The organism is Acetobacter sp. DmW_125128, from assembly GCF_008704325.1.
In the GTDB taxonomy this organism is placed as follows: Bacteria; Pseudomonadota; Alphaproteobacteria; order Acetobacterales; family Acetobacteraceae; genus Acetobacter; species Acetobacter oryzifermentans.
The window spans coordinates 41,591-55,559 of record NZ_VHOP01000012.1; the positions used below are offsets into that span (position 1 = coordinate 41,591).

Annotated in this window: 11 protein-coding genes; 8 read left to right on the top strand and 3 right to left on the bottom strand. The window is 56.0% G+C overall.

The window, feature by feature from the left end; all coding sequences use genetic code 11:
• Positions 1–8: 8 nt before the first annotated feature.
• From FKW19_RS05050 to purM, 3 genes are read right to left on the bottom strand one after another with little or no spacing between them, the layout of a single operon-like run.
• On the bottom strand, positions 9–1,331 hold the full coding sequence (locus FKW19_RS05050) for an RsmB/NOP family class I SAM-dependent RNA methyltransferase (protein ID WP_089178807.1): 1,323 nt from the start codon (positions 1,329–1,331) through the stop codon (positions 9–11).
• 44 nt (positions 1,332–1,375) lie between these two features.
• Positions 1,376–1,999 carry a phosphoribosylglycinamide formyltransferase gene (gene purN, locus FKW19_RS05055; RefSeq protein ID WP_089178808.1) on the bottom strand — a complete coding sequence of 208 codons (624 nt, stop codon included), beginning with the start codon at positions 1,997–1,999 and terminating at the stop codon, positions 1,376–1,378.
• Positions 1,996–3,078, bottom strand: a complete 1,083-nt coding sequence (purM, locus tag FKW19_RS05060; protein WP_089178809.1) for a phosphoribosylformylglycinamidine cyclo-ligase — start codon at positions 3,076–3,078, stop codon at positions 1,996–1,998. The genes purN and purM overlap by 4 nt, the downstream gene beginning before the upstream one ends.
• A gap of 111 nt (positions 3,079–3,189) precedes the next feature.
• On the opposite strand from purM, the gene FKW19_RS05065 reads away from it, so the two are divergent.
• The 8 genes from FKW19_RS05065 to FKW19_RS05100 all read left to right on the top strand — a co-directional run bounded on the left by FKW19_RS05065 (position 3,190) and on the right by FKW19_RS05100 (position 13,962).
• Positions 3,190–3,957, top strand: coding sequence for a hypothetical protein (locus FKW19_RS05065; RefSeq protein WP_063353830.1), 768 nt, complete (start codon positions 3,190–3,192; stop codon positions 3,955–3,957).
• A 161-nt stretch (positions 3,958–4,118) separates the two neighbouring features.
• On the top strand, positions 4,119–6,404 hold the full coding sequence (locus FKW19_RS05070; RefSeq protein WP_063353831.1) for an RNA degradosome polyphosphate kinase: 2,286 nt from the start codon (positions 4,119–4,121) through the stop codon (positions 6,402–6,404).
• A gap of 97 nt (positions 6,405–6,501) precedes the next feature.
• Positions 6,502–7,992 carry a Ppx/GppA family phosphatase gene (locus FKW19_RS05075; protein ID WP_116100296.1) on the top strand — a complete coding sequence of 497 codons (1,491 nt, stop codon included), beginning with the start codon at positions 6,502–6,504 and terminating at the stop codon, positions 7,990–7,992.
• Between the two features lie 170 nt (positions 7,993–8,162).
• The gene (locus FKW19_RS05080; protein WP_150150542.1) at positions 8,163–10,481 is read left to right on the top strand and encodes an adenylate/guanylate cyclase domain-containing protein; all 2,319 of its coding nucleotides are present in this window, start codon (positions 8,163–8,165) and stop codon (positions 10,479–10,481) included.
• Positions 10,478–11,374: an ABC transporter permease gene (locus FKW19_RS05085; RefSeq protein ID WP_006116100.1), complete on the top strand. Its 897-nt coding sequence runs from the start codon at positions 10,478–10,480 to the stop codon at positions 11,372–11,374. Before FKW19_RS05080 ends, FKW19_RS05085 begins: the two co-directional genes overlap by 4 nt.
• Position 11,375: 1 nt before the next feature.
• On the top strand, positions 11,376–12,077 hold the full coding sequence (locus tag FKW19_RS05090) for an ABC transporter ATP-binding protein (RefSeq protein ID WP_150150600.1): 702 nt from the start codon (positions 11,376–11,378) through the stop codon (positions 12,075–12,077).
• On the top strand, positions 12,077–13,027 hold the full coding sequence (locus FKW19_RS05095) for an MlaD family protein (protein WP_063353834.1): 951 nt from the start codon (positions 12,077–12,079) through the stop codon (positions 13,025–13,027). The genes FKW19_RS05090 and FKW19_RS05095 overlap by 1 nt, the downstream gene beginning before the upstream one ends.
• Positions 13,024–13,962, top strand: a complete 939-nt coding sequence (locus FKW19_RS05100) for a hypothetical protein (protein WP_089178816.1) — start codon at positions 13,024–13,026, stop codon at positions 13,960–13,962. The genes FKW19_RS05095 and FKW19_RS05100 overlap by 4 nt, the downstream gene beginning before the upstream one ends.
• Positions 13,963–13,969: the final 7 nt, after the last annotated feature.

Sequence of the window (13,969 nt, forward strand, 5' to 3'; positions counted from 1 at the left end):
TGCAAATGTTATGCGCGGGTAAAGCGGGCGGCAAAAAATCCATCCATGCTGCCTTTATCTGCCCACATTCCGGGATGAGTGCGCAGCCATCCCTCAGGTGTTCTGGCTTCTGGTAGAAAGGCGAGTTCTTCAGGTGTAAACGGGTCTGGCACCAGCCCCATGGCTTCTGCCGCACGGGCACGGTCTGGCCCTTCTTCCTGCTGCAAGGAGCACACGGCGTACACCAGGCGGCCACCGGGGCGCAGCATGTTTTTGGCAGCTTCTAGCAAACGATCCTGCCCAGCCGTTAGCGTTGTGAGATCACGCGGGCGTTTCACCCACAAAACATCTGGATGGCGGCGTGCTGTACCCGTGGCAGAGCAGGGGGCATCCAGCAAAATGGCATCAAGGGGGGCATCGGGCTGCCATGTGCCAGCATCTGCTTGCAGGGTGGTAACGTTGGTAAAGCCCAGGCGTGCCAGATTTTCCTTTAGCCGCGCCATGCGGTTGGGGTTGTTCTCAATGGCAGAGACATGCGCGCCGGTTGCAGCAAGCTGCGCGGTTTTGCCGCCCGGTGCTGCACACAGGTCTGCCACTTTTTCGCCTGCTTGCGCATCAAGCAAACGTGCAGGGAATGTAGCTGCCGCATCCTGCACCCAAAAAGCACCTTCCTCATACCCGGCCAGTTCAGCAACGCGGGTGCCTGCCGGATAACGTACAGACCCATTGGGTAGCACAATACCGCCTTCCGGTGCTGTGGCACCGGGGCGCATGGTAATATCCAGCGGGGCTTCGTGGCTGATGCCTTCAGCTATCGCGCGGGGCACACCACGGCCCAGCACGCTCCATGAACTCCATAGCCATGCAGGAATGTTTAGCCGCGCCTGATCCAGACCTTCCAACACGTTTTGCCCTTCTGCCGCCACCTTGCGCAGCACGGCGTTGGCCAACCCGGCAAATGGGGCCAGCTTACGCCGACGTAGGAGGGAAACGGTGGTGCCAACGGCAGCATGCGGAGGTGTTTCTAAAAACAAAAGTTGCGCGCAGCCAATCATAAGCGCCACGCGTACGGGTTCGGGTGGTTCTTTGCGTAAAAACGGTTCTAGCACAGTGCGCAGTGTGCCCAGATGGCGCAATGTGGCTGCGGCCAAGCGGTGCGCTGCGGCTCTGTCTCGTGGTTCGGCCTTATGTGCTTCGGCAGAGCGAGATAGGCTGTTTTCCAGCATACGCCGGTGTTCCACCACGCCGCACAGAATATCAAAAGCGATATCGCGCGTAGGATCAGACTGCGGAGGGGCAGGGCGGCTTTTTCCACGCTTTGGAGAACGGGGGGCGCGTGCAGGTGTGTTCATAAGACTGTCAGAACCGTTCAGGAAAACAGAAAAGAAAAAGCGCCTTAGCCAACAAGCAGGGCGCACTCTGCCGGAGCAAAAGCAGGGCGTTGAAGCAGAAAGTGGCGGAGCACTTGCGGGTAAAGCTGGTGTTCCTGCCGCAAAACGCGAGCCCCAAGGGTATCTGCGGTATCATCCGGCAGAACAGGCACAGCAGCTTGGCCTAAAATAGGCCCTTCATCCATGCCTTCTGTTACCAGATGCACGGTGCACCCATGCACACGCACACCTGCTTGCAGCGCACGTTCATGCGTGTGCAGGCCGGGGAATACAGGCAGCAGGCTGGGGTGGATGTTCAGCATACGGCCAGCCCATGCGCTGGTTAAAAACGGAGTCAGCAAGCGCATATAGCCAGCAAGGCAGATGGCCTGAGCGCCTGCTGCCGTTAAAGCAGCATGCACGGCGCGTTCATGCGCTTCACGGTCTTTACAAAAATCACGATGGTTGATGGCCAGCGTGCGTAGGCCTGCTTTTTTTGCCGTTTCCAGCCCCGGTGCATCCGGGTTGTTGCTTAAAACAAGGCAGATGCGGGCAGGAAAGGAAGGATCTTCACACGCACGGATCAAGGCCGTGGCATTGCTGCCCCGGCCACTGATCAAAATGGCAATGGGTGTTTTTTCAACGCTCATGCTGCGCGAAAATCCGGAGTGGCCTGCATTTTCAGGTCAGGCTTGGCAGTAGGGGAAGCTGCTTTGGCAATATGCCCAATGCGCACAGCCGGTTCACCCATATCATGCAGGCGGGCCAGAACGGCATCGGGTTCTGGCGTAATCAGGATCATGCCGATACCGCAGTTGAACACGCGCAGCATTTCCTCTGTATCCACATTGCCGGTGCGGGCCAGCCATTTGAACACAGGTGCTACGGGCCATTCCTGATCAATCACCGCATCCAAGCCATTTGGCAGCACGCGGGGCAGATTGCCGGGCAGGCCGCCGCCGGTAATGTGGGCAGCGCCATGCAGCAGGCCAGCTTTATGTAGCGCCAGAACCGGGCGCACATATAGGCGTGTGGGTTCTAAAAAGGCTTCACCCAGATTTTTACCTGGTGCAAAGGCTGCCGGGTCTGTCCATGCCAGATGGGCATCTGCCACAATGCGCCGCACTAAAGAAAAGCCGTTGGAGTGCACGCCAGAAGAAGGCAGCGCAATAAGGGCATCACCTTCTGCAATGCCAGAGGGCAGGAGCGCGCCGCGTTCTGCCGCACCAACGGAAAAACCAGCCAGATCATAATGTCCATCGGCATACATACCGGGCATTTCTGCTGTTTCACCGCCTACAAGCGCGCAGCCAGACTGTTCACACCCGGTGGCAATGCCGCGCACAACCTTGGCCGCACTGTTAACAGACAGGCGGCCCGTGGCGAAGTAATCCAGAAAGAACAGGGGTTCCGCACCCTGCACAATCAGATCGTTCACGCACATGGCTACCAGATCAATCCCCACGGTTTCGTGCAGGTCATTATCAATAGCCAGCGTCAGCTTGGTGCCTACGCCATCTGTGCAGGATACAAGCACGGGGTCTTTAAAGCCTGCGGCCTTTAGATCAAACAGTGCGCCAAATCCGCCAAGGCCCCCCATTGTGCCGGGGCGGTCTGTGGCTTTGGCCGCCGGGCGAATGGCGTCAACAAGGGCTTCGCCTGCTTCAATGTCCACGCCGGAATCACGGTAAGTGAGGCCGGAGGAAGGGGTGCTAGGTGAAGACGTCATGCGCGTGCTCTTGGTCCGAATGAGAATAAGGGTCGATGTGCGGGACAGGGTGGGTTAGGATTCCCGCTCGAGCACAGTCTTTACGGCAGGAGAAGCGGCGCGCAAAGCGGCATGACACGGATTGATGAAACAAAAAGCCCTTTAAACGCGCCTTCGGGCGGGCAAAAGCGCCAAAATGAGGCCACCGAGGCAGAACAGATTGCCTTGCCCTTTGCGCATCGCCCCCGATTCGGAAGGTCGGACTTTGTGGCGGCACCCTCTAATGCCGCAGCACGGGCATGGGTGCTGGATGCCGAGGCCGCTGCGCGTTGGCCAGAAGGCCGCATGGCCCTCTGGGGGGAAAGTGGTACGGGCAAAACGCACCTTCTTTCTATTTGGGCGGGCCGTTATGGCGCCCCCATTATGGAAGGCAGCCGCCTGAACACGCATGAAGCCGCAATGCTGTTTGAAGATGGCGGGTTTCGGGCCGCTGCATTGGATAATGCCGATAAAGTGCCCAATGAGCGAGATCTTCTGCACCTTATCAATCTGGCGCGGGAACGGCGGGTGGCTTTGCTTATGGCCGCCCGCAGGCCGCCTGCGCGTTGGCCGGTTGTGCTGCCAGATCTGGCAAGCAGGCTACGAGCCACGGCTTCTGTGCCGTTAGGCCCGGCGGAGGAAGGGCTTTTACACCGCCTTTTGCTGCGGCTATTGGCTGAACGCCAGATTGTGGTGGGCGCACAGGTAACGGAGTGGCTGTTGCGCCGCCTGCCGCGCCGGGCAAGTGCCATGCGCGATTGTGTAGCCATGCTGGATCAAGCCGCATTAGAATCGGGGGGGCGTATTACACGCGCCTTGGCCGCCAATGTGCTGGAAAGCCTGCTGGCGCGCGAAGAATAGTGAACATATGCGCTATAAGCCTGTTGTGATGTTTCAGTTTTATGACAATCATCACCAGATTGATGAGCTGAACTTTTCGCGCTGCCTACGTTTGCGTAAAGCTTTGCTTGCCCCAAGGCGGGAAACGGGGCGCATGATGCAGCACAAGGAAAGGAAGAAACGTGACGGCGCAGGATAAAAAAGAACAGGCCCCTGTAAAAGCTCGTTCACCAGCCCGAAAAGCAGCGCCCAGAAAACCTTCTACCCGCCCACCTCGGCAGAGCAGAAAAACGGCAGAGCGGAAGATCACTCTGGAAATGCCGGAACGGTTTATCAACCGCGAGCTGTCTTGGCTGGATTTCAACCAGCGCGTGGTGGAAGAGGCCGATAACGCCCGCAACCCCCTGCTGGAACGTCTGCGCTTTTTATCTATCAGCGCCAGCAATCTGGATGAATTCTATTCCGTGCGTGTGGCCGGGCTTGTCGGGCAGGTGCGTGAGGGGTTAACCAAACTTTCCCCCGATGGCCGCACCCCCGCCCAGCAGCTTGAGGCTGTGCGCGAACGCTGCGCCCGCCTCCTGCGTGAACAGCAGCGAATCTGGACAGAACTACGCGGCCTGTTGGCAGAAGCAGGCGTAGAGCTGTGCGAACCAGATGCGCTGACAGAGGCTGATCAGGAACATCTGGCCAAAATCTTTATGGACAGGGTGTTTCCGGTTCTCACACCTCTTGCCGTGGACCCTGCGCATCCGCTGCCGTTTATCCCCAATATGGGGTTGGCGCTGGGTTTGCGCCTGCTTTACGCAGATACGGGCCTGTTCGCCATGAACGCTCTTATTCTGCTGCCTGCGCAGATAGAGCGTTTTATCCGCCTGCCATCTCCTGCCCCAGCAGCAGATGCGACAACCCCGCCAAAGGTGCGCTTCTTTCGTCTGGAAGACCTGATTACCCTGTTTATTGACCGTCTGTTTGATGGTCTGGAAGTGGGTGAAAGCGGTGTGTTGCGCGTGGTGCGCGATACCGACGTGGAATTTGAAGATGAGGCGGAAGACCTTGTCCGCTCCTACGAAACGGCTCTAAAGCGCCGCCGCCGTGGGGTTGTTATCCATCTGGATATGGAAAAGCGGGTGCCGACGGAACTGGCGGAAGCCATTGCCTCGGATCTTGATTTGCCGCCCGATGAAATTGCCGTGCATTCCGGCATGATTGGCGTGGTGGATCTCAAGCAGATGATTGTGGATGACAGGCCAGACCTGTTGTTCCCGCCCTATACCCCGCGCTTTCCTGAGCGTATCCGGGATTTTAACGGTGATTGCTTTGCCGCTATCCGCGCCAAGGACTTGCTGGTGCATCACCCGTTTGAAAGTTTTGATGTGGTGGTGCAGTTTCTGCGGCAGGCAGCGCTGGACCCCAACGTGATTGCTATCAAGCAGACGCTGTATCGCACATCGCGCGATTCACCCATTGTAAAGGCGCTGATTGAGGCGGCGGAGTCCGGTAAATCCGTTACCGCCATGGTGGAATTGCGCGCTCGATTTGATGAGGAAGCCAATATTCGCCTTTCCCGCGCGCTGGAAGCTGCGGGTGTGCAGGTCGTGTTTGGCTTTGCAGATTTAAAAACCCACGCCAAGCTCAGCCTTGTGGTGCGGCGAGAAGGGGGGCTTGTGCGCTCTTACGCGCATTTTGGCACAGGCAACTACCACCCCATTACGGCCCGTATTTATACAGATCTTTCCTTCTTTACGTGTGATCCGGCATTGGCGCGGGATTCTGCACGCCTGTTCAATTACGTTACAGGCTACGCCATGCCTGCGCAGATGGAGAAAATTGCCTTTTCCCCCATCACCATCCGCAGCACGTTGAAGGAACTGATTCAGGAAGAAATTGATCACGTTAAAGCGGGTAAGCCCGGCAGCATCTGGTTGAAGATGAATGCGCTGGTGGACCCGGATCTGATTGATTGCCTGTACAAAGCCTCCTGCGCGGGGGTGAAGATTGTGGGTGTTGTGCGCGGCATTTGCTGCCTGCGCCCCGGAGTTCCCGGTCTTTCAGAAAACATCCGCATTAAATCTATTGTCGGGCGCTTTTTAGAACATTCGCGCATTTTTGTGTTTGGTAACGAACATCGTCTGCCATCGCGCTATGCCAAGGTCTTTATTTCCTCGGCAGATTGGATGACGCGAAATATGGATTGGCGCGTGGAAAGCATGGTGCCCATTACCAACTCCACGGTGCATGCGCAGGTTTTGGGGCAGATCATGGTGTCCAACATTCGTGATACCCTACAATCATGGATGCTGGAGCAGAACGGAGAATGGCGGCGCGTAAACCCCGGAAACCGGCCTTTTTCCGCACATGAATGGTTTATGACACATCCTTCACTTTCCGGACGGGGCTCAGCCGCGCATGACACACCAATCCGCGCCCCGGCGTCTTTGACCTCTTCACAGGACTTGCTGATAGATTGATGTCTGAAATCATGAGCTTTTTTCTTGCGTCGGGATTATCCCATCCCCGTTGTTCCAAACTGTGCAGCCAGTTTTTGCAAACGGGGAGGGGGTTTTAATGGAAGCTGATCAACCGTGCCGTTCCGCAGTGGTGGATCTTGGCTCCAATTCTGTAAGGCTTGTGGTTTTTGAAGGGCGCTCGCGCAATCCGCTTCCCATTTTTAACGAAAAAGCCGTGCTGCGTTTGGGGCGCGGGCTAACAGAAACCGGGAAGCTGAATGAAGAAGGCGTGGAAATGGCAAAGGAAGTGCTCAGCCGCTTCCATGCCATTGCCCGCGCCATGAAGGCCGACCCGTTTGAAATTCTGGCAACTGCTGCTGTGCGGGATGCCAGCAATGGGCCCGCTTTTGTGCAAGCCCTGCGTGAAAGCATGCCCGGCGTGCCCATCCGCATTCTTTCTGGTGAGGAAGAAGCCGATCATTCCGCTATTGGCGTTATGTGCGGTATTCCCGGCGCTTCCGGTCTGGTGGCCGATGTGGGCGGCGGGTCTTTAGAGCTTATTCGCCTTACGCCACAGGGGCGGCATGATGCCACAACCCTGCCACTGGGCATGATCCGGCTTGCAGATCGTTCTGGCCGAGATCTGGATAAAGCCAAAACGCTGGCAGATAAGGATATTGGCGGCGTAGAGTGGTTGCCCAAGGTAAAAGGCAGCACACTTTATCTGGTAGGCGGAGCTTTTCGTGCGTTGGCGCGGCTCCAGATTGCGCGCACGCAATATCCGCTCAACATCGTGCACTATTATACAATGGATGTGCAGGAAGCGCGGGAGATGACGGGCTGGCTGCAAAACAGTTCGCGCCGTAGTTTGGAACGTCTGCCGGGTGCACCACGCAAGCGGTTGGATGATACGCCTTTTGCAGCCATGGTGCTGCGGCGGCTGATGAAAAAGGTGCAGCCGGATAAAATTGTCTTTTGCGTGGATGGCCTGCGTGAGGGCTGGTACATGCTTAAGGTTGCACCGGATATTCTGGCCCAGAACCCGATGGATGTGGTGGCGCGTGAAATGTGTGCCCGTTTTGGGCGTAGCAATTCACTTCCTTATGCCTTGATGCAGTGGACAGATTTTTTGCGGCCGGAGGAAACGGCAGAAGAAAAATACCTGCGGCATCTGGTCTGTTATCTGTCTGATATCGGCAGCCACGATCACCCCGAATATCGGGCGGAGCAAACGTACTGGCGTATCTTGCGCGTGCAGAGTGGTGGATTTGACCATCCTTCCCGCGCATGGTTGGCGTTGGCGTTGGCTATTCGTTACGCAGCAGATCAGCAGGCACTTTTTCTGGCAACGTCTCGCGCATTGTTGAGTGAGCAGGACTGGAAGAGCGCCGTAGTGCTGGGGCTGGCCCTGCGGCTGGCTTATTCTCTCTCCGGCGGTGCGGGGCGGTTGCTGGAAGGCACATCCTTGGAATGGGAAGAAGACGCGCTGGTGCTGATCCTGACATCTACCCGTGTGGCCGTAAAAGGCGAGAGCGTGCGCCGCGGGCTGGAACGTCTGGGCCAAGCCTTGGGTGTTGCAACACGTTTCGAGATTGAATTGGTCGGCTGATATGCCCTAAACAGGATACAGGTGCGGGGTGGACAACCCCCATCTATCGGGGCACATTACGGTTCATACATCCTGATATGGTGCAGTAGCGCGGTTGGTTAGCCGGCTTGCTGTAACTGTCGGCCAGAATCAGGTTTTGAATAACCGGTAAAGCAGCGGAACCTTATCTCGTGTCTTCTGAAGAGATCATAGATCCCACAGTCCAGCACGATGCTTCTGTCCGAAGGGTTCTGCTGCACCTTGTTCTGCCATTTGTTGTTACGGTTATGGCCGTGTTGGCCATTGCGCTGGTGGGCGTAAATTCCTACCGTACCACCAAGGAAGGTGTTTCCACCCTTACGCACCAGCTTATGGGTGCTGTGCAGCAGTATATTGTGCAGCAGGTTACAGATTATATTCAGCCTGCCGCAAACGGTAATCTGATTGCTTCGGGCATGATTGAGCATGCCCCTACGCAGGTGGCGGACAAGGTTTTTTATTCTTACGGCAGCACCATGTTGCGGAAAATTCCGCAGTTGCAGTCTTTCTATCTGGCGGATGATGATGGGCACTTCATGCTTATCGCCCGTGCAGCGCAAAAAGGCGTGCAGGAGCATGTGCGCCTGATTGAAAAAAACGGCCACACATATTTCCATCACGCATTTTGGGATGATAGCGGGCAGAAAATTTCCGAAACGGAAGAAGATGCCAAGGGGTATGATCCACGCACGCGGGATTGGTATAAAAATACTGCCGCAACAGATAAAGTAACGTGGACAAAGCCACACCTGTTCCCCACCACCAGCCAGTTTGTCATGACCAGTTCTTTGCGGTTCAAGACAGACGCTGGCCATACAATGGTGTTTGCCACCAATATTTCCCTGAACGAGCTCAGCTCTTATCTGGATCAGATCAAAGTTGGTAAAACTGGCTCCGCCATGATTGTGGATAGCAAGGGCCTGTTTATTGCCGGTAAAAATCTCACGCAGCAGGCCAAGGCCGCGGGGTGGGGCCCAGATAAAATGGTGCTGGACCGCAATGCCTATCCGGTTTTTGCGTTGGGGTATGATCATTACCGAGTGCGTGGTGTTGGGCCACGGCATGTTACGTGGGATGGCACGGATTACATCACCATTGCCGCAGCTTTGCCGCACTATTCCGATAGCTGGATTTTGCTGATGGCCGCGCCCGAAAGTGATTTCGGGTCGTTCGCACGCCAAAGCAGCCACCAGAGCTTGCAGTTTTTGGCCATTATCACGGTTTTCTCTCTTGTGCTTGCAGGGCTGCTGGTGCGGCAGGTGCGGCGGACAGAATACAGCACGCGCCTGTTGGGGAAACAGAAAGAGCAGATCCAGCGCGAAAGTTCTGCTGTGCAGCAGGTGGCTGTTGCGCCGCGTTTGTTTGATCCCACGGTGGAACCACTTAGCCTGACAGAGCAGTTAACGCTTGTAACAGGTGCCCGGCGTGCCACGCTTTGGCGTTTCCTGCATGATGGTGCAGCTATGGTGTGTGAAGATGCGTATGACCAAACGCAAAACACACATTCCGGTGGTTTTGAAATGGCCCGCACAGAATTGGGGCCGTTCTTTTCCGCGATAGAGGAAGGAAATGCGTTCTCGGTTGAAAATGCAGCCGTAGACCCGCGCACCACGCGGTTTGAACGTTTAACCATGCGTGAACTGGGCACAAAAGCATTGGCTGTGTGCCCCGTGCATGGCCCGCATGGGGTGGAAGGTGCGATTATGCTGGAAGATCCGCATCTTCAGCCGCATCTGCTTTACTTCCTTGATCTTATGGCCGGAGTAGCGGCCCTGCGTTTTGCCGCACAGGTGCAACTGCTCAATAACCAGACCAGCCAGATTGTAGATGCCGGGCAGCAGGTTGCCACCCTGGATGTGCCAGCGCCGAAATCTGATAATATACTGATGAAGGCGCCAGAAGCCGCAGCCGTTAATTCTGCCAGTATTTATCCGTCTGTGGCTGTGTTGGTCATCACATTCTCAGATCCCGTAGTGGAAGGGGAAAAAGAAACCGAGGCCCTGATCGCGCTTATCAACCAACTGGCGACAGATGTGCAGTCTGTCGCGCAGGAAGAAAAACTGTTTGCCGTAGAAGTGGCGGGCCATCGCATGATCTGCATGGCAGGTTGCCTGCCAACTCCAGACGTTACAGCTATTGTTCGTATTGCAGATGCTGCGCTTAAAATGCGTGAAATCTTCATGGCGTCACTGGCCGCAGCAGATCTGGAGCCAGTGTTTACCATGGGCATTGATTATGGGCCGGCATTTGGTGGCGCAGTTGGGAACGAACCCAAGGTGTTTAACCTGTGGGGGCAAACCGTCTCTTTGGCTGAGCTGATGGCACAGGGGGCGGCAGATCCCGGCACTATTCAGGTTACAGAGCGTGTTTATGGCGTGTTGCGTGACAGGTATCTGTTCCGGAGCCGTGGCTCCTTTTTTGCACCGCATCTGGGGCTGGGGCGTGCCTATACATTGGCGGCAAGGCGATGAGCGGGAGCCAGCAAACAGGCGGCCCCAATCTGCCGTCGGATGATGAACCAGACCTGATCCTGCAAACAGATGCGCATAAACCTGCCAAGCGTGTTCCGCTGCACGAATGGATACGCAGAAAGCTGGCATGGATTGGTCGGCTTGTGCGCAGGCAGGCGCGGTTTTTTCTGGTTGTTCTGGGGGCAGGCTGGGGCGTTATTTTTGAGAGCTTTCGTTCTCACGCATGGCGCCGCACGGTAAGGTACGAATTTGTAACCACCATGAACAACATTATCGGCGGGGGTGTGAGTGCATCACTGTTTGCCGGTATGCTTACGGGGGTGGCTGCCGTTTCTCAGGTTATTTACTGGTTGGGTCTTACCGGCCTTGCCAAAATGACAGGCTCCATTCTGGTCAATGTGGTTATCCGTGAAATAGCACCCATTCTGGTGGGCATTCTGCTGCTGGGGCGCAATGGCATGCTGTCCGCCACAGAACTAGGGTTGCTGACCATTGGCGGGCAGGTGCGGTCTATGCAGTCTGTCGGGATGGATCCGTTTCTGTTGCTGGTTCTGCCGCGTACGCTGGCGTTTACCGTGGCTGGGTTTACGCTGGGCATTCTGTTTTCCATGTCATCATTGATAACCGGGTATGTCATGAGCCGTATTTCTGGCGTGATTACAAACCCGATCTGGACATTTCTGGATGATGTGGCTGCGGCCATGTCTGTAACCGATTATGCCATTATTCCGCTTAAATTTATCATGGTTGGTTTTGTTGTGGGGCTTGGCGGCTGCCTGACGGGCCTAACCGCCACCAATGAAGATTCACTACGCACCTTGCTGCCACGCGGCTTTTCCCGCGGGATGCTGATTGTGATGATGGTGAGCGTTCTGTTTAGTCTGGATCTGTAAGATGGAGGCGTATTCAGCAGGCCCACTTCTGGAATTAAACAAGGCGGTGCCTTCCTTTGAGGATAGCGGCCTGCCGCCAGTGCCCTTCAACATGAAGCTGATGCCCGGTGAATGTATGATTGTGGAAGCGCGAGACCCAAGCCGCGCCACCATGTTTGCAGATTTGTGCAGCGGTATGGTGGAGCTGGAAAGTGGACAGGTCAGTTTTATGGGGCTGGATTGGGCAAACCTGAAAGATCGGGAACTGAACGCACTGCGCGGGCGTATCGGGCGCATTACGCGCCGGGCCAGTTGGGCGGAGTTTATGCCCACGCATCTGGGTATTATTTTGCAGCAGTTGCACCATACCACCCGCACTTTGGATGATCTGGTGGCAGAGGCTGTGCGACGTTCAGAAAGTTTTGGCTTGCCGGGTGTGCCTACAATTAGCCCATCCTTGCTTTCTGATACGGATCTTACGCGCGTTTCATGCGTGCGGGCTTTTATGGGGCAGCCGCATTTGCTGCTTTTGGAAGACCCGCTGGAGGGTGGCCCGCCCGAACTGTACAACTCTTTCCTATCTTCGATAACAGAAGCGCGGGATAGAGGGGCAGGCGTAATCTGGCTGGTGCGCAGCAATGCCGTTTGGCAAAGTTACCGGCAGGGTATTACCTCCACATGGCGTCTTGCTGAGGATGGCCTAGTAGCAGTACGGATGGCATAATGTTCCAGCTCCGCTTAAGACAGAAAGTGAAACCTCTTATTTCTCTGCGTTATGCAGATGAATGGGTTGGATTTCTTGTTCTTCTCAGCCTTGTTATTTTTGCAGGCGCGGTGATTGAAGCCGGTGTGCTGCGAGATTGGTTAACCCCGCCAGCGCGCTTGCGTGTGGTGCTGCCAGCTTCTGGCGTGGGTGGCCTTACGGTTGGGGGCGATGTGCAACTTATGGGTGCGCATGCAGGCACCATCCGTTCCATTAAGCTCAACCCGTCTGGCAGCATGTATGCGCTGGTGGATCTGGATCCACAGGCCAAGCCGTTTATCCGGCGCGATAGTTCGGCCATTATTCGCAAACAGTTAATTGTAACAGGTGCTGCTTATCTGGATCTCAGCCGCGGGCATGGAGAGCCAATGGATTGGAGCTACGCAGTTGTAAGCGCAACGCCAGCGCCTAACCCAGCAGACCAGATTACCGCTACGCTCAACAGCATTCAGGCCGAAATCATGCCCGCACTGGCAAGTGCACGGCACATGATGGCACAGCTTGATGGCACCATTAGTGATATGCACGCAGGCAAGGGCACAGTTGGCCAGTTGATGACGAATGATCAACTGATCAAACAGGCAGAAGCCACTATTGTTTCGCTCAATGGGGTAATTGACCGCCTGAAGCCGATTGAAAACCAGATTTCTGGCATCATGAACAAAACCGATGCCACAGTGGCAAACCTGAAAGGGGCCTCGCACGATTTAAAGGGCGCAACACCGCATCTGCCGGGTATTGCGGCTAATCTGGATGCCAGCACCGCAGATCTGCCAGCATTGCTGGCGCAGGCGCAAACCACACTTTACGGGCTGGAAAAACTAACAGACCAGCTACGGGGCATGTGGCTACTGGGGGGACAAAAAGTGATACGGCATAACCGTCTGTCACCTAAGCAGGTGCGGCCATGAGGTATTTTTCTCCCGCTGCGGCTGTGTTGTGTTTACCTCTTTTATTGGCCGGGTGTGGCGGTGCAGCGCAGGATAAACCCACCGCACAGGATGATGCCGCATGGGATCAGGCCATGACAGCCGGGCGAGATTCCTTTGAGCTGGGGCGTTATACTGTGGCCGTTACGCAGTATCGCAAAGCCGCAGATATGGCTTTGCTGCGGGATGATGTTAGCGCGATAACAGAGGCTGGGTATGATCTGGCAGTAGCGCAACTGGCAGCAAACACGCCGGATAAAGCTTTGCAAACCGCACAGGCCACACGGCAGGCCGCTGGTGTGCGTGGGCAAACGCAGTTGTACTCGCTTGATCTGGTAGAAGCCGCTGCACATTACAGGCTGGGCCATTACAGTTCTGCCATATCATCCGCCACACAGGCCATGCAGTCATCCGATAGTGCGTTGGCGGGCAGGGCTGCCTTGGTGCTGGGGCTTGCTGCGGATGCGCAATCTGATAGCGCAAATCTGCAAAAAGCTGCGGCTTATCTTGCAAGCCTTAAAAAGCCGCTTTCTGCCACACAGCAGGCAGATCAGGCGGAAATTCAGGCCCGTGTGTTACGCCAATCCGCACCACAGCAGGCAGAAGCCTTAGCTGTGCAGGCGGCTGATCTGCGGCGTAATGATGGATCTTACCGTGATATGGCACGGGCACTTGCACTTGCCGCACGTATTGCTTCTGCTCAGGGGGATCAGCAAAAAGCCCATGCGTTGTGGGAACGTGCAGCGCAAAGCGCGGCAGCGCAGTCTAGCGGCTTGAACCGGGTGGATGTGCAAACACTGGCGCATGGTTCCATCACCAAAGGCAATTACGTGCCGCCAGAGGATGATGCAGCAGCCTGGGCGCGAGATGCCGGAGGTGTTTCCCTGCGTCCGTTTGAAGAAAAAGACGCACAGTAAAACGTGT